Here is a 14,474-nt window from a genome sequence, read left to right on the forward strand (position 1 = left end):
GCATCAGGCGCAGCGGTTGACGGTCAGTGCCACCGCCGCAATGCGATCGACCCGCTCGTAGCCTGGCTCCAGCAGTTGCTCGCCGAATACATCGGGGTCGATTTCGCGGTACACCCATGCCCATTCTGGCCCGGCCAGGCGCAGGCGAATGGCTTCGAGCAATGCGTCACGGCCTTCGACGATGGCGACCCCGGTGTACAGCAGCAACGAGCCACCCGGGCTCAGGCGCTCCCGGGCCTGCTCGACGATACGCAGCGACAGTTCCGCGCCCAGCGCCCCGCCACCATGGCGGTAGGTGCGTTGCCCGGCATCGAGCATGTACGGCGGGTTGGCCACGATCAGGTCGAAATTGCCGCTGATGTCGTCCAGCAGGTCACTCGGTTCGACCGACACATTGCTGACACCGGCCAATGCCGCATTGATGGCCGTGTAACGCAGGGCCAGCGGGTTGATATCGACGGCGCTGACCTGAGCATGGTGGGCCGCACGGGCGATCACCAGTGCACCGACACCACTGCCGCAACCGATATCGACGGCGTGCTGGACAGGGATCGGGCTGCGCTGCAGGTGGTCGTGGATGACCTGGGCAAAGCGGTAGCTATCGGGGCCAAAGAACACCGCATCACTGGCCTCGGTCGGGTAGGCCGAATGCACCAGTAGCAGGTCGTCCAGGCTCGACCAGCGTACTCGGCTGCGCAACCACTCGCCCTCTTCGGCCACCACATCGGCGGCGCGCAGCTGTTGCAGTTCGTCGCTGGCGATCAGTGAAGGCGAGAACGGTCGGCTCCAGCCAAACACATCGCGCAGGTTGCTGGCATGCTCGGCGCCCGGCCGGGCGTTGTGGCGTGCCTGGGTAGCCGGTGTCACGCAGGTGAAGCGGTAACCATCTGCACGCAGGCGCCGGCCAAGCTGGAGCAGCGCCTCGTCGGCCCGGGCCTGTTGTGGATTGAGCATCATCAGTGCGGGCCCTCCTGGGCCAGGCCGGTAATGCGAAGGTAGGCACGGGTGGCGCACAGGCCCCGGGGCAGGGCATGACGATTGCCGGCCATGTCGGCGATGAGGCTGTCGATGTCTTGTGCGTGGGAGGTGTTTTCGGTCGCCGCTGGCACGTCTGGCAACCAGCTGCCGGGCGCAACGCGGCACAGGGGCGGCTGCCAGTCGGCGGCGATCCAGTCGTGCCACAGCTGCTTATCGTAGGCGTTGAACACCCCGAACATGGGCGCGCGCGGGCCTTCGATCAGCGACCACCAGCGGCTGTCTGCCGGGTTCTGCCCGCGCTTGATCCAGCCTTGAGTCTGCAATGCCTGCAGAAATGCCGGCAGCGTGCCAGCTTCGGCTAGCCACTGATTCACCGTACGCTGCTGCAAGCGACAACGGTCGGCATGCATGAACTGGCCAAAAGCGCGTTTGCGCTCGAGGGCTGCCAGCAGTTCGGCCTCAAGGTCGAAACGGCTGATCAAGGTCGGTGCCGGGGTGCCCAGATCATTGAGCCGGTAGCCGTGGCGAACCCGGCGGTAGAACGTCTCGGTATCCTGCTCGGGGCACAGCTGCTGCACCGCACGGATGGATTTGCACGCATGGCCGCTGGCGGCATTATCGATGGTCACATGCAGCTGAAAGTAATAACCGTCTATACCCAGTTCAGCCAGTTCGTGGGTGGTGATCAGCAAGTGCAGGGGCGGCTGTTCGTAGCCCAGGTTGTAGCCGATCACCTCCGGCAGGAAGCTGTCCCCGTACCGGCCCAAGGCGAGCTGCAAGGCCCCTTGCAGATAGCGCTCATCGTCTAGCGCAAGTGGCTGGAGGCAACCTAGTCGACTCAACAGGCGCTGGTAGATCAGCACGTGATTGCTGCGCGGGTCGCCATCACCCAATTCTTCAAGATAGGTGCGGATCAGACCGTGGTACCGCGGGTCGTGCCAATGCCGCAGGGTGGCGTGCAGCCAGGCACCGTCGACGGCCTTGGTCGGTGCCACTTGTTGCAGGAACCAGAGAGCCTGGGCGCGATTGACAAAATAGCGCCGGGGGGCGCCGTGACGACGTTGCTCCAAGTAGTGGGCATGCTCATGGGCGACCTGCGCGGCATGACGTGTGCTCCAGGCATCGAGCTGCCCAGGCGTATCCGGCAGGTCATCGGCCAAGGCGCTGGCCTCGGCCAGCCTGGCCGCCAGCCATTGGCAACTGTCGTGGTCTTCGCCCGACAACAGCGCATGGTAACGGCTGGCAAGGCTGCTGCCAGTGGCCAAGGTCCCTGGAGCTACAGGGCTGTTGAGAGTTATGACCGTCATGCCTTGCTCCTGATCCGGCAGACCGCAGCGCCAGGTTGCCCCGGCACTGCGTTGCCTCACTTACGAACGGCCGCCCTTGCGGCCCGACTCGCTGCTGGTCCGGCCGCTGCCGGATTGCTGGCCGCCTTTGCGACCGGCCTCGGAGGCCTTCTCGCGATCATTGGCGAAGTTGCCTGGGTTCTTGTTGCCGCCCTGGCTGCCGCTGCGGCTGTTTTCTTTGTTGGCCATGGTCTCTAACCTCTTGTGGCTTTCGAAGTGCACGGCGCTGCGCCGTACATAAGGTCGGAGTTCGGAAATATCGGGGGGATTCGTTTTATTGCGAAGGGTTCGGACCGGTGGCGTTAAATATGAGGCGGTGGTTTATTTGGCGCGACAGCCGATTCTGCCTGGCGCTGACGTCTGCCCAACCAACCACCCGTCAACGCCCAGCCTATGGAAAGCCCAGCGCCGATCAGCATCGCCAGCTGGGGGTGATCGGCCAGCAGGTCCAACCCGCGCTTGAGCCAGCCGCTCAGGGCGTCGCCACCGCGGTACACCACAGTGTCGATGAAGTTTTTTGCCTTGTACTTGTCCTCGGCCGGCAAGACCGTGAACAACATCTCGCGGCCTGGCCGTACCAGCGCATATTCACCCGCCCGGCGCACCACCATGACTACCACGAAGAGGGCAAATACCGGTGCAAGCGCCAGCCAGAGGAAACCCGCTGCCATCACCAGCGGAACCGCCACCAGCAGCACGCCTACGCCCATGCGCCTGGCCAGGCGGCCGGTGAGGAACACTTGCGTGAGGATGGCCAGCGCCTGCACCACGGTGTCGATCAGGCCGAAAACCTGGGTCTGGCGCGTACGATCAATGAAGGTTTCGCTGACGATGCGGGCCTGCTCGAAATACAGGAAGGTACTGACACTGGCGAGTAGCACCACGAACAAGGCAATCGCCAGCAGATAAGGTGAGCGCAACACGGCGGTCGCGCCGGCGAAGGGATTTCCGCCCAGGGCGCGCGATGTGGGCTGTTCATTCGTATCAGGCAATGGGTTGCGATCGCGCCAGTGTTGCAGCCAGGCGCAGGCGACCACGCTGCCCACCAGCAACAACCCGGCCAGCAGCACCAGCCCGGCGTGCCCCAATGGCGCCACCAGCAGCGTACCCAGGATCGGCCCGCTCAGGCCACCCAAGCTGGCCCCGGCAGCCAGCAGGCCGAACAGGCGCTTGCCCTGCTCGGTGGAGAACAGGTCGGTGAGCACACTCCAGGCCAGCGAAATGCTCAGCAGGTTGAACACAGACAGCCAGATGTAGAAAGCCCGGGCGTTCCACAGGTCGTCTGGATCAACCGCAAACAGCACAGCGAAGAGCACCAGGTTGCTGGCGAAGAAACCATAGGTCCAGGGCAGGATGTGCCGGCGAGGTACTTTCGAGGCCAGCCAGCCAAACAGCGGCAGGCTGGCCACGGTGGCGATGAAGGTGCCGGTGAATAGCCATTGCAGGTTATCTACACCGCCCGCCACGCCCATGGTTTCGCGCACCGGCCGCAGCATGAAGTAGCCGGTGAACAGCAGGTAGAACAGCGATAGCCCGGCGATCACCGCAGGCCCCTCCCCGGGCTGGACGAGGCGCCTGCCCCAGCTGTTCATGGGCTCAGGCGAACTGCTTGATCAGCGCTTGTTGTTGCGCCTGGGTGAGCAGCGGCTCATGCCCTGCCTTGAGCTGGTCAACCTGACGCTCCGGTCGCCCGGTCGCCGGTATCACCGTGGTCACTGCCGGGTGGCTGATGGCGAACTTGAGAAACAGCTGTGCCCAGCTGCCGACACCGGCCTCGGCGGCCCACGCCGGCAGGGCCTGGTCCTTCACCCTGGCAAACAACCGGCCGTCGTCGAAAGCGCGGTTGATCAGCACGGCGACGCCCTTGTCCTGGCACAACGGCAGCAGTTCGCGTGCCGCTTGTGGGGCATTCACCGAATAGTTGATCTGGATGAAGTCCAGCGGCTCGCTGCGCACGATGCGCGCCACGTCTTCGTGGCCGCTGTTCAGGTAATGGGTGATACCGACGTAACGGGCCTTGCCCTGCTGCTTGAGTTCGCGGGCATAGGGCAGTTGCGTCTGCCAGTCGCGCAGGTTGTGGATCTGCAGCAGGTCGACCTTGTCAGTGCGCAGGCTCCGGAGCGTGCCGGCCCATTGCGCTTCGGCATCGGCCCGGCTGTCGGCAGCGATCTTGGTGGCAATGAAGCACTGCCGGTGCCAGCCGCCCTCCTCCAGCAACTGCCCGAGAACGCTGTCGGCGCCGCCATAGTTGGGCGAAGTGTCGATCACCTTGCCGCCACCGTCGAAGAATGCCTTGAGCACCACCTTGAGCTGCTGGAACTCGGTGGAGCCGGCCTCGACCTCGAAACTGCCGGAAGTGCCAGCACCAATCACCGGCAAGGCCTCGCCCGTGGAGGGGACCTTGCGCGTCAGCAACCCAGCGGAGCTGGCGGCATGCAGCCAAGGGCTGGCGGCTACCAACCCCAACGCCGCACCAGCGCGTAGGACATCGCGACGCTTGAACATGGCAAGGCTCCCGCCAATAAGTCGGAAACTTTCAAGGCTAGCCGCTCTCCCCTGCGCTGGCAGGTGATTGTGTATCTGGATATTTTGTGATCAGGCCTGCAGCAATGCGCTCAGGTCCAGACCCGCCTCGGTCATCGGTGGGCACCAGTAGTAGCCACCGGTCAGCGGCCGGCTGAAGCGGTACAGGCCGTCGATGATGCCATCTTCCAGGCCGCTCATGCGCCGCAGCTGCACTTCGAAGGCATCGAAGCTGTGGCCCAGTGCGACGAACGCCAGGCCTGCGCCACGGCTGTCGGCCCAGGCGACCGAACGGCGCACCATGAACGCTTCCGGCTCGAAGCTTTCCTGGGCGGTGCGCTTGACGTGAGCTGACGCGGGCGCGTCATCGAGTTCTTCGTTATCGCTCAGGCGGCGGCCGATGATGTTGTCCTGGTCAGCCTGAGGCAGCGACTTGAAGTACTCCAGATCATGCTTCCACAACTGGAAAGCGGCGAAGCTGGAACCGGCCAGGCCTGGCTGCCCGCCGGCTAGAAGGGCGGCATCCACCGCATCCTGGTCCACCGGGTTCTCGGTGCCGTCTTCGTAACCGGTCAGGTCGTGGCCACCGCGGTGCAGGAAGCCATCGACGCTGTCAGCCAGGTGCAATGCCGGGGCCAGCACCTGTTCCAGTGCCTGGGCCTGAAGCAGCAGGTCGCCACGTTCGTTGCCGCGCAGCCACAACCACAGGGCGTGCTGAGTGCTCGGGTTTTCCACCGCGGCATCAAGCTGCGGGAAGGCGCGCAGGCCAGGGATGTCGCGGCCAAGGGCTTTTACCAACGGCGCACCGATACCGAGGATCAGGTTCTGGCCATCCACCTGCGGCAGCAATACATCCAGTACGGCAGGCAGCGCCTCGGGCGACTGCAGGGCGAAGAACAGGTGACGGGCGTGGGCCGGCACGGGGGTGGCAAGCAGACCTTGCTGGAACGGCATGACAGACTAATCCTCGGCAAAAGCGGAATGCTACTGCGCTGGGGCGCCTATCGCAACGCGGCAGGGAGACGCTGTGCGTCAAGGTCTGCCAGTAATCCGGTAATAAACGGTTACCAAGTACTGGCGCATTGCGATCAGCCGGCCCGCAAGGCCGGCCTAGACTGCCTGCATCCCTTGCCCGAGTGCCTGCCCATGACCGCCTCACCCTTGTTGACTGCGTTCCTCCCCCTGGCACTGGGCATCATCATGCTCGGTCTCGGCTTGTCCCTGACACTGGCCGACTTCGCCCGCGTGGTGAAATACCCGAAACCGGTGGTGGTTGGCCTGTGCTGCCAGCTCCTGCTGCTGCCACTGGTATGTTTCCTGATCGCCAATGGCTTTGGCCTGGAATCGGCGCTGGCGGTCGGCCTGATGCTGCTGGCCGCGTCCCCGGGCGGCACCACGGCCAACTTGTTCAGCCACCTGGCCCATGGTGATGTGGCGCTGAATATCACCCTGACGGCGGTCAATTCGTTGATTGCGATCCTGACCATGCCGCTGCTGGTAAACCTGTCGCTGGCCTGGTTCATGACATCGGATCAGGCAATTCCGCTGCAATTCGCCAAGGTCATGCAGGTGTTCGCCATCGTCCTGCTGCCGGTGGCCCTGGGCATGATGATCCGCCATTGGGCACCGCGATTTGCTGCACGCATGGAAAAACCGATGAAGCTGGTGGCAGCGCTGTTCCTGGCATTCACCATCGTGCTGGCGCTGGCCAAGGACTGGCAGACCGTTGTCGAATATGCCCCGGTGGTGGGCCTGGCAGCCTTAGTGTTCAACCTGATCAGTCTCACTCTCGGCTACTGGGTGCCGCGCCTGCTGAGCATTCCCAAGCGCCAGGCCATCGCCATCGGCATGGAGATCGGCATCCATAACGGTACCTTGGCCATCGCCCTGGCGCTGAGCCCCTCGCTGCTGAACAACGCCACCATGGCCGTGCCAGCCGCGCTGTACAGCCTGATCATGTTCTTCACCGCCGCAGGGTTTGGCTGGTGGGTCAGCCGCGGTCGCGTGGCACCCGCGCCTGCAGCTGGCGCTTGAGCACTTTCAGCGGCGGCGCATAGAAAAAGCCGAACGACACGCTGCCCGTACGCCCCTTCACGGCGTGGTGCAACTGATGGGCGCGGTGCAGGCGCTTGAGGTAGCGGTTGACCGGCCGCGGCTTGCGCGGCCAGTGCCGGTGAAAGAAGCCGTCGTGGGCCAGCACGTACAGCACGCCATACCCGGCCACGCCAGCGCCCACCCACTGCAAGGGCGCATGGCCGGCCTTGCCCAGGGCGATCAACGCCGTGGCGATCAGCCCCAGGGCCACCAGGTACAGGTCGTTGGTTTCCAGCATGCCCAGCTGCGGCTCGTGGTGCGAACGGTGCAGCCACCAGCCCCAGCCATGCATGATGTACTTGTGAGCCAGCGTGCCGACACCTTCCATGGCCACCAGGGTGCCGAGCAGCACGGCGAGATTGAACAGCATGTAACGGTCCGGGGTATGGCGGAGAATGGCGCAAGGGTACCGATTACCCAGGTTTATTTCTATGCAGGCGTGACCTGCTGTAGGGCATTTCCTGATGAATCCCTTGTCATGTTTCTGCCCTTGACCCGGCGTGGACGGCGGCGTAAGGTCCGCGACGCAATTTCGCATCCCTGAACAGGAGTCCTGCTTTGGACAGTAGCCCCAGTCGCTTGCGACAGGCCCACACGGCGAGCTAGTCCGGCAGCTTCCTGCCACTGTCTCGCCATTGGCCAGGCGGTGGAATTCTTCAGCCTTTGAAGGCTTTCCCCTCTTCCCTTTCGTGGTCCTGCGCATTTTCTGGTTATTCAACCGTGCGGGCGTGTGCCCGTGGAAGAGGTTTGCTATGGATTGGAAAGTCTTTCTGCTGCGCGTCGGCATTGCCCTGCTGCTCGGCGCTCTGATCGGTGCCGAGCGCCAACTGCGTCAGCGCCTGACCGGGCTGCGCACCAACGCGCTGGTCAGCACCGGTGCCTGCCTGTTCGTGCTGATGACCCAGGCAGTGCCTGGCATGGCACCCAACGATGCCTCGCGGGTGGCCGCTTACGTGGTGTCGGGTATCGGGTTTCTCGGTGGCGGGGTCATCATGCGCGATGGCTTCAATGTGCGTGGCCTGAACACCGCCGCCACGCTCTGGTGCACCGCGGCGGTCGGTGTGTTGTGCAGCCTCGGGCTGTTGCTAGAGGCAACGCTGGGCAGCCTGATGGTGCTGTGTGCCAACATCCTGCTGCGCGATATCGCCCAGCGTCTCGACCGCCAGGAGGTGCTGCCCGCCAGCGAGGTCGAACAACGGTTCGAGGTGCGCATCGTCTGCCGCGCCGAAGATGAGATCCAGGTGCGCAGCCTGATGCTGCACAGCCTGGGCGACCCACAGCTGCGCCTGCAATCGCTGCACAGTGAAGACCTGGCCAACCCGGCGCGCCTGGAAGTGCGCGCAGAACTGCTCGGCAACCCGCAGGCGCCGGCGCAACTGGAGCGGCTGGTGGGTCGGGTGAGCCTGGAGAAAGGCATCAGCTCGGTGCGCTGGCAGTTGCAGGCCCAGGCGCTGGCAGCGGACTAACGCACTTCGCGCAGGTGCCGCTCCTTCTGCTCCTGGCGCTCCTTGGCTTCGATGCACAGCGTTGCCGTAGGGCGCAGCAGCAGGCGGTGCAGGCCGATCGGCTCGCCGGTTTCCTCGCACCAGCCATATTCACCCCGGGCCAGGCGCTCCAACGCCTGGTCGATCTTGTCCAGCAGTTTCTTTTCCCGCTCCAGCGAGCGCAGCCGCCACCGCCGTTCCTCTTCGGCACTGCCGATGTCAGCCGGGTCGCTGTGCACTTCCTGCTCGCGCAGGGCCTGGAACTCCTCGTCGATACGCGCTTGCAGGTCGAAGCGCTGGCCAAGCAGCAACTTGCGGAAAAATTGCTGTTGGACTTCGTTCATGTAGGCTGCAGGAGCCTGGCGCAGCAGTTCCTCTTCAGTCATCAAGGCAGTCTCACGTGGCTGGGAAACTGCAAATGTTACGTTATAACCCATTCATTGCAAGTCCCGCCCAGCTCACCGCAGACTGTTGCCCGTCCACGGAGGAACATCCAATGCACATACGCCCCGCCCTGCCCGCTGACATCGCCCAGTTGATTGCAGTCGAGCAATCCGCCGCACACGCATTCTTGCGGCTGCCTGAACTGGCCTGGCTGGCCAATGCCGAGGGGCTGGACGAAATGGCGCACAAGGCCTTCATTGACGATCATGGCAGCTGGTTGGCCGAGGATGACCATGGGCAGGTCCTGGGCTTTGTGTGCATGAGCCTGGAACGCCAAGCGCTGCATGTTCACGAGCTTTCGGTACGGTTGCAGCTGCAGGGGCAAGGTATCGGCAGGCAGTTGCTCGACCAGGCATGTGCCGTGGCGCGAGATCGGGGTGTCCTGACGCTGACTTTGACTACCTTTGCGCAAGTAGCCTGGAATGGCCCCTTCTATGCCCGATACGGGTTCGAAGTGCTCGATGATCAGCAGCTTGACGCAAGACTGCAGGGCATTCTGGCAACAGAGCGTGCGCATGGTTTGAGTGGGCGGTGTGCAATGCGCCTGGCTCTGGCTTGAGCAGTCATTCGGTACTTTCTGCCAACGCGGCTGCCACCGTATAACCATCACGCCCCTGCCGTTTGGCCTGGTACAACGCAGCGTCAGCCGCCGCCATGAGGCTCTCTGGCGTGCTGGCATCCAGTGTCGGATAGCCAACGGCGATCCCGGCACTGGCCGATACCACTCCCAACGGGCTACCGGCGTGGGTGATCGCGTGGCGGCGCAGCAACTGCATGATCTCTTCGACAACCAGTTCGGCGCCTGCTACATCGGTGTCAGGCAGCAACACGGTGAATTCTTCACCGCCATAGCGCACTGCCAGGTCCGCAGGCCGCTTCAACGCTTGCTGTAAGAGCTCGGCAAAGCGCCGCAGGCATTGATCGCCGGCTGGGTGGCCATAGCGGTCGTTATAGAGCTTGAAGTAATCCAGATCGAGCATGACCAGCGCCACCGGACGCCCCTGGCGCCGAGCCCGCTTGAGTTCGGCCTCGAACACTGCATCCAGCCTCCGGCGATTGCCGAGCCCGGTCAAGCTATCGGTCAGGGCCAGTGACTTGAGGGTCTGGTGCGCCTGGTGCAGCGCCCGCTCGATGGCGATACGCTCGCGCAGCTGGCGCAGCACCACCCAGCCGAACGCAGCCAGGCCGGCCAACAACAGCGACAGTACCGAGACCGACTTGATCACATCCTGCCGCCAGGGCGCGATGATCGATTCCCGCGACAGGCCCGCCTCCACCACCAGCGGATAACTCGACAATGCCCTGTACGCATACAGCCGCGGGGTCCCGTCAATCACCGCCACCGCCTCGGCCAGGCCTTCGTTGGCATAGGGCAGGTGGTTGCGAAACACCTCGCTGTTGGCCAGGCTGCGTCCCACTACTTGCTCCACGAACGGCCTGCGAACCAGGATGGTGCCATCGCGCTTGGCCAGCACCAGCGCGCCCCTTTCATCGATTTTGAAATCACCGTAATAGCGCACGAACCAGTCCACCTTGATGGTGCCGAGCAATACCCCGGCAAAGCTGCCATCGCGATTATTGAGCCGGCGCGAGATGGGGATGATCAGGTCGCCAGTGGTGCGACTGCGCACCACCGAGCCGATGTGCACGCTGCGGTCGGTATGGCTACGGTGATAGATGAAGTAGTCGCGGTCGGCATTGTTGGCATTGGGCGGTATCGCGTCGTGATAAGTCACGATCCAGCTGCCGTCCGGTGCGTAGATAAACAGGCCATGCAGTTGCGGCATGATCGCCATCTGCTGGGCCAGCAATGCATGCAGGCGTGGGCGGTCAAGATGATCGAAGCCATCACCCTCCAGACGCTCGGCAAGCGCTGCGGTGATCGCGTCCACTTGGCGTATGGCGTCTTCGGCATGCTGGCTGGTGGCCCTGGCCAGGTTGCTGACCATGTTCTCGGCAGTGCTGAAAGCGAGCCGGTAATCACGCCAGGTTCGCCAGCCTTCGACCAGCACGAATGCCAGCATCATCATGGCCATGAATGCCAGGACGAGGCGGAACAATACCAAGGCACGCCCTTCGCCACTGGCCGCGAACAGCCCGTCGTCATCCTGTTTTCTGGCTGCACTCATGGAAGTCCTTGCCCTCAAGCGTATGCCACCTCTGACTATAGTTCAGCACTCAGGTGCCTCACGGTGGTCGCCCGGTGCCAAGAAAAACTAAACCTTTGCCAACAAGCCCGGCTCAACCGTACGCGACACTGAGGTCGCGCCACCGGTATCAAGGAGTCAGGCATGAGCAATTTGTTTATCAAACGCGCTGGGTTGTCGCTGGTGCTGGGCATGGCGTCGCTGCAGGCACTGGCCGCGACATCCGATGATTTTGTCGAGGCCGCCACTGAGGCCGGGATCGCCGAAACGGTCACTGGCAACCTGGCCATGGAAAAAAGTCAGAACGCCGAGATCAAGACATTCGCCCAGCAGATGGTCACCGACCACACCAAGGCCAACCAGAAACTTGGCGACATTGCCCGCAAACTGGATATCAGCGTTCCCGACGAAGCCACGCTGACCGACAAGGTGAAGAAGATGATCCTCGAATGGCGTGACGAGTCGTTCGACAAGTCGTACGTAAACAACCAGGTCGACGCCCACGAAAAGGCCGTGGAACTGTTCAAGAAGGAAGCGGCGTCCTCCGACAAGCCTGAACTGAAGGCCTTTGCCAGCGAAACACTGCCGACCCTGGAGCACCACCTGGAACAGGCCAAGGCACTCCAGGCTACCCACGGCAAGTGACCGTCCCAGCACACGAGGCCACACATGAGTAATGATGCACTGCGTAGCGAAATCCTCACTCGCCTGCTGCACGCCCACCCGCACGGCCTGGGCAAGGAACTACTGGACAACTACCGCGGCGAGAAAGCCGTGGCCGGCATGCTCAAGACGCTCCAGGAGCATGGATTGATCCAGGACGGTAGCGTGGCGGTGGGTGATGATCACCAAATCAGCATGAGCTATCCGATCAAGCTGTCTTCATCAGGGGTCGAAGCGGCCAAGCAAGTTGAGAGCTGAATGACAGCCGCCCCATCGTCCAGTTGCTGGCGATGGGGCGTGTTGCATCAGGGCTTGGTGTTGGCTTTCTCGTCATCCCTGGGCGGTTTGGCCGGCCCTTGTGGGTCGACTTGCGGATCTTCAAGGTCGGGCGAATCCGGGTCGAAGCCCAGATCATGCTTTTTACTCGCCTGCTCTGAGGAATGCGGCCCCTGTCGATGCTGCTCTGGCTTGTTCATGTTGCGCTCTCCCGGTGATGTCTACGGAAGAACACAGGCAGCTGAGGAAGTTTGATTCAATTGACCGCTTTCAGCTGTGCGCGGCAGGCCTTGAGCGCCTCATCACGGTCAACCAGTTCATCGTGCAAGTGCTGCAATTGCCTGCCCTGCTCGGCACACTGCGCGCGTTTGTCTTCCAGGCTTTGCGATTGCACCTGCAATTGCCGGCGCATTTCATCGCTGGCACCTTGAGCCTGCGCGAGGATTGTACGCAAGCCCTGGATCTGCGAGTCGCGCTGCTCGAGCAGTTCATCCTTGACCTTGCACTCACTGTTGACCTGGCGATGCTCACCGAGCATCCGCTCGTTATCGCGGTGCAGGCGGGTGAGTTCGTCCTGCTTGACGATCATGCCTTGCTGCAATTGACGCAGCTCCACTTGCAACTGCTGGGTCTGCGCTTCGTGGCGACGCTGCTCCTGCTCACGCTGTTCGCGGCTGGCGCTGCGGTAATGCTCCAGCGCTTCGCGGGCGTGGCGATGCTTGTCTTCCAGTGAGCGGACCTGCTCGTCCTTGTCGGTCAGGCGCACCTGCAGTTCGCCCAGCGACTGATTGAGGCTGGCGCTGCGCAACTGCTCGGCCTGCAGCGAGTTCTGTGCAGTCACCAGGCGCTCCGACTCGGCAGCCAGTGCAGCAGCCTGGATCTGCTGTTGCTGGTGGGCGGCCGCCAGTGCCTGCTGCGCCAGCTGCAACCGCGCCTCAAGCTTTTCGCGTTCCTCGTTGAACGCGCATTCGGCCTGCTCGATACGGGCGTCGCCTTCCTCCTGCACCTGCGCAGCCAATTGTGATACCAGTTTGGTCAGCGCATCGCTGAGGGCAGCCTGCCCCTGCAGGGCCACAGGCTTCTGCCCCTCAAGCTCCTTCAAGTAGCGATGGATGGTGGTCTTCGAGCCTGTATTGCCCAACTCGATACGTACCGCATCGATGCTGGGGTACTCGCCCCGGGCGATCAGCACCTGCCGCGCCTGCTGCACTACCGCCTTGTTGATACCGCCCCGGGCCATGATTGCTCCTACGATTTCGTAACATGATACGTACCATGTAATTACGTAAGAATTTTGTTCCTTGCCTGGCAATATTTCAAGTTAAATCTAAGGCTTAATAATCACGGCTTATCGCATGTTAATTAGAAAAACAGCGCTCCCCGTAGCTGATCGATGCAGCCGGTACGCCGGCGGCGAAACGTCGCCGATAAGCAGATTCGATATCCCATTAAGCATTTCCCAGAGGCGCTCGCGGCCAGGCGCGCCTTACAGTCACCTGCCGCCGAAATCCGGCGCGGTGGTTCTCCATCCGGACTACTCACCACTACAAGAACAAAAGGTGATCCCCCATGCTCAAGCCCTCTGTCGACGCCAGCGTCGACGTCAAAGACTGGATCGACAGCCGCCCTGTCTCGCCCTATCAGTGGCTGATCCTGTCGCTGTGCTTTCTGATCGTGCTGTTCGATGGCTTCGACGTGGCCGTCATGGGCTTCATCGCCCCATCGTTGATGCAGGACTGGGGGCTGTCGCGTGCAGCGTTCGGCCCGGTGATGAGCGCTGGCATGGTCGGGCTGGCCCTCGGCGCTCTCACGGCCGGCCCCTACGCCGACCGCCTGGGGCGCAAGAAGGTGCTGCTGATTGCCGTCACCGGTTTCAGCCTGCTCAGCCTGGCCTGCGCCTTCGCCCGCACCCCTTATGAGCTGGCGGTGCTGCGTCTGCTGACCGGCATCGCACTGGGCGCGGCCATGCCCAACAGCACCACCCTGCTGTCCGAATACCTGCCTGAGCGCAGCCGCTCGCTGCTGATCACCGTCATGTTTACCGGCTTCAACATGGGCTCGGGATTGGGCGGGTTTCTCGCAGCCTGGCTGATTCCCCAGCACGGTTGGCAGTCGGTGCTGCTGGCCGGCGGCGTGCTGCCGCTTGCGCTGCTGCCCCTGTTGCTGTGGCTGCTGCCGGAGTCCGCCCGCTTCCTGGCGGCCCGCCAGGCGCCGGCACAACAGATTGCCGCAGCCCTGGCCAAACTCGGCGGGCGATTCGCCGAAGGCACCCGCTTTACCGTCAGCGAACCGTCCGTGCAGCACAAGGCCCCGGCTCGCCAGCTGTTCAGCGAGCGCTACCGCTTCGGCACTTTGGCCTTGTGGGCGACCTATTTCATGGGCCTGCTGGTGATCTCATGGACCACGGCCCCGACAAACTCCCTCCTCCAGGCGAACCCAACTGGTGGCACAGACCGTTACACGCCATATGCCTCACACCAGCAGAAGCCTGGAACCATTACGCCCCCTGGCGCACCGGC

At 63.1% G+C, this 14,474-nt stretch carries 15 protein-coding genes and 2 pseudogenes; 6 read left to right on the plus strand and 11 right to left on the minus strand.

What is annotated here, in order from left to right; genetic code table 11:
- Positions 1-3: 3 nt before the first annotated feature.
- The 6 genes and pseudogenes from ACOKS3_RS15185 to ACOKS3_RS15210 all read right to left on the minus strand — a co-directional run bounded on the left by ACOKS3_RS15185 (position 4) and on the right by ACOKS3_RS15210 (position 5,801).
- Positions 4-957, minus strand: a complete 954-nt coding sequence (locus ACOKS3_RS15185) for a methyltransferase (RefSeq protein ID WP_103447421.1) — start codon at positions 955-957, stop codon at positions 4-6.
- Positions 957-2,285: an iron-containing redox enzyme family protein gene (locus tag ACOKS3_RS15190; RefSeq protein ID WP_422764275.1), complete on the minus strand. Its 1,329-nt coding sequence runs from the start codon at positions 2,283-2,285 to the stop codon at positions 957-959. Before ACOKS3_RS15190 ends, ACOKS3_RS15185 begins: the two co-directional genes overlap by 1 nt.
- A 60-nt stretch (positions 2,286-2,345) precedes the next feature.
- Positions 2,346-2,468, minus strand: a pseudogene (locus tag ACOKS3_RS15195) (con-10 family general stress protein); the annotation flags it as partial.
- Positions 2,469-2,626: 158 nt separating this feature from the next.
- Positions 2,627-3,916 carry an NTP/NDP exchange transporter gene (locus tag ACOKS3_RS15200; protein ID WP_103447424.1) on the minus strand — a complete coding sequence of 430 codons (1,290 nt, stop codon included), beginning with the start codon at positions 3,914-3,916 and terminating at the stop codon, positions 2,627-2,629.
- A gap of 4 nt (positions 3,917-3,920) precedes the next feature.
- Entirely contained in the window at positions 3,921-4,829 is a 909-nt protein-coding gene (locus ACOKS3_RS15205; protein ID WP_103447425.1) for an aldo/keto reductase, read from the minus strand.
- A 90-nt stretch (positions 4,830-4,919) separates the two neighbouring features.
- Positions 4,920-5,801: a Dyp-type peroxidase gene (locus ACOKS3_RS15210; protein WP_422764274.1), complete on the minus strand. Its 882-nt coding sequence runs from the start codon at positions 5,799-5,801 to the stop codon at positions 4,920-4,922.
- Positions 5,802-5,993: 192 nt separating this feature from the next.
- On the opposite strand from ACOKS3_RS15210, the gene ACOKS3_RS15215 reads away from it, so the two are divergent.
- Positions 5,994-6,881 carry a bile acid:sodium symporter family protein gene (locus ACOKS3_RS15215; RefSeq protein WP_103447427.1) on the plus strand — a complete coding sequence of 296 codons (888 nt, stop codon included), beginning with the start codon at positions 5,994-5,996 and terminating at the stop codon, positions 6,879-6,881.
- On the opposite strand, the gene ACOKS3_RS15220 is transcribed toward ACOKS3_RS15215, so the two are convergent.
- Positions 6,838-7,311: a sterol desaturase family protein gene (locus ACOKS3_RS15220; RefSeq protein WP_103447428.1), complete on the minus strand. Its 474-nt coding sequence runs from the start codon at positions 7,309-7,311 to the stop codon at positions 6,838-6,840. The genes ACOKS3_RS15215 and ACOKS3_RS15220 overlap by 44 nt on opposite strands.
- 382 nt (positions 7,312-7,693) lie before the next feature.
- On the opposite strand from ACOKS3_RS15220, the gene ACOKS3_RS15225 reads away from it, so the two are divergent.
- Complete coding sequence (locus tag ACOKS3_RS15225; RefSeq protein ID WP_422764273.1) at positions 7,694-8,407, plus strand: MgtC/SapB family protein; 714 nt, start codon at positions 7,694-7,696, stop codon at positions 8,405-8,407.
- Here ACOKS3_RS15225 and dksA read toward each other — a convergent pair.
- Positions 8,404-8,811, minus strand: a complete 408-nt coding sequence (dksA, locus tag ACOKS3_RS15230) for an RNA polymerase-binding protein DksA (RefSeq protein WP_103447430.1) — start codon at positions 8,809-8,811, stop codon at positions 8,404-8,406. The two genes, ACOKS3_RS15225 and dksA, sit on opposite strands and share 4 nt — an antisense overlap.
- Before the next feature lie 110 nt (positions 8,812-8,921).
- Here dksA and ACOKS3_RS15235 point away from each other — a divergent pair, with 110 nt between their 5' ends.
- Entirely contained in the window at positions 8,922-9,428 is a 507-nt protein-coding gene (locus ACOKS3_RS15235; RefSeq protein WP_422764272.1) for a GNAT family N-acetyltransferase, read from the plus strand.
- 4 nt (positions 9,429-9,432) lie between these two features.
- On the opposite strand, the gene ACOKS3_RS15240 is transcribed toward ACOKS3_RS15235, so the two are convergent.
- Positions 9,433-10,998: a sensor domain-containing diguanylate cyclase gene (locus tag ACOKS3_RS15240; RefSeq protein WP_103447432.1), complete on the minus strand. Its 1,566-nt coding sequence runs from the start codon at positions 10,996-10,998 to the stop codon at positions 9,433-9,435.
- 162 nt (positions 10,999-11,160) lie between these two features.
- On the opposite strand from ACOKS3_RS15240, the gene ACOKS3_RS15245 reads away from it, so the two are divergent.
- Both ACOKS3_RS15245 and ACOKS3_RS15250 read left to right on the plus strand, forming a co-directional pair.
- Positions 11,161-11,661: a DUF4142 domain-containing protein gene (locus tag ACOKS3_RS15245; protein WP_103447433.1), complete on the plus strand. Its 501-nt coding sequence runs from the start codon at positions 11,161-11,163 to the stop codon at positions 11,659-11,661.
- Positions 11,662-11,685: 24 nt separating this feature from the next.
- A complete protein-coding gene (locus ACOKS3_RS15250; RefSeq protein WP_103447434.1) occupies positions 11,686-11,937 on the plus strand; it encodes a hypothetical protein in 252 nt (83 codons plus the stop codon).
- Positions 11,938-11,984: 47 nt separating this feature from the next.
- Here ACOKS3_RS15250 and ACOKS3_RS15255 read toward each other — a convergent pair whose 3' ends face one another.
- A complete protein-coding gene (locus ACOKS3_RS15255) occupies positions 11,985-12,155 on the minus strand; it encodes a DUF6021 family protein (RefSeq protein ID WP_181004496.1) in 171 nt (56 codons plus the stop codon).
- Between the two features lie 56 nt (positions 12,156-12,211).
- Positions 12,212-13,195: a DNA-binding protein gene (locus tag ACOKS3_RS15260; protein WP_103447435.1), complete on the minus strand. Its 984-nt coding sequence runs from the start codon at positions 13,193-13,195 to the stop codon at positions 12,212-12,214.
- A gap of 329 nt (positions 13,196-13,524) precedes the next feature.
- Here ACOKS3_RS15260 and ACOKS3_RS15265 point away from each other — a divergent pair.
- A pseudogene (locus ACOKS3_RS15265) lies at positions 13,525-14,385 on the plus strand (MFS transporter); the annotation flags it as partial.
- Positions 14,386-14,474: the final 89 nt, after the last annotated feature.

The sequence above is a fragment of the Pseudomonas sp. HS6-2 genome (genome assembly GCF_049325675.2).
Taxonomy (GTDB): domain Bacteria; phylum Pseudomonadota; class Gammaproteobacteria; order Pseudomonadales; family Pseudomonadaceae; genus Aquipseudomonas; species Aquipseudomonas putida_N.

Coding starts and splice junctions, on each gene's coding strand:
- ACOKS3_RS15185 (WP_103447421.1), bottom strand. CDS start 957: ATGATGCTCAATCCACAACAGGCCCGGGCCGACGAGGCGCTGCTCCAG.
- ACOKS3_RS15190 (WP_422764275.1), bottom strand. CDS start 2,285: ATGACGGTCATAACTCTCAACAGCCCTGTAGCTCCAGGGACCTTGGCC.
- ACOKS3_RS15200 (WP_103447424.1), bottom strand. CDS start 3,916: ATGAACAGCTGGGGCAGGCGCCTCGTCCAGCCCGGGGAGGGGCCTGCG.
- ACOKS3_RS15205 (WP_103447425.1), bottom strand. CDS start 4,829: ATGTTCAAGCGTCGCGATGTCCTACGCGCTGGTGCGGCGTTGGGGTTG.
- ACOKS3_RS15210 (WP_422764274.1), bottom strand. CDS start 5,801: ATGCCGTTCCAGCAAGGTCTGCTTGCCACCCCCGTGCCGGCCCACGCC.
- ACOKS3_RS15215 (WP_103447427.1), top strand. CDS start 5,994: ATGACCGCCTCACCCTTGTTGACTGCGTTCCTCCCCCTGGCACTGGGC.
- ACOKS3_RS15220 (WP_103447428.1), bottom strand. CDS start 7,311: ATGCTGTTCAATCTCGCCGTGCTGCTCGGCACCCTGGTGGCCATGGAA.
- ACOKS3_RS15225 (WP_422764273.1), top strand. CDS start 7,694: ATGGATTGGAAAGTCTTTCTGCTGCGCGTCGGCATTGCCCTGCTGCTC.
- dksA (WP_103447430.1), bottom strand. CDS start 8,811: ATGACTGAAGAGGAACTGCTGCGCCAGGCTCCTGCAGCCTACATGAAC.
- ACOKS3_RS15235 (WP_422764272.1), top strand. CDS start 8,922: ATGCACATACGCCCCGCCCTGCCCGCTGACATCGCCCAGTTGATTGCA.
- ACOKS3_RS15240 (WP_103447432.1), bottom strand. CDS start 10,998: ATGAGTGCAGCCAGAAAACAGGATGACGACGGGCTGTTCGCGGCCAGT.
- ACOKS3_RS15245 (WP_103447433.1), top strand. CDS start 11,161: ATGAGCAATTTGTTTATCAAACGCGCTGGGTTGTCGCTGGTGCTGGGC.
- ACOKS3_RS15250 (WP_103447434.1), top strand. CDS start 11,686: ATGAGTAATGATGCACTGCGTAGCGAAATCCTCACTCGCCTGCTGCAC.
- ACOKS3_RS15255 (WP_181004496.1), bottom strand. CDS start 12,155: ATGAACAAGCCAGAGCAGCATCGACAGGGGCCGCATTCCTCAGAGCAG.
- ACOKS3_RS15260 (WP_103447435.1), bottom strand. CDS start 13,195: ATGGCCCGGGGCGGTATCAACAAGGCGGTAGTGCAGCAGGCGCGGCAG.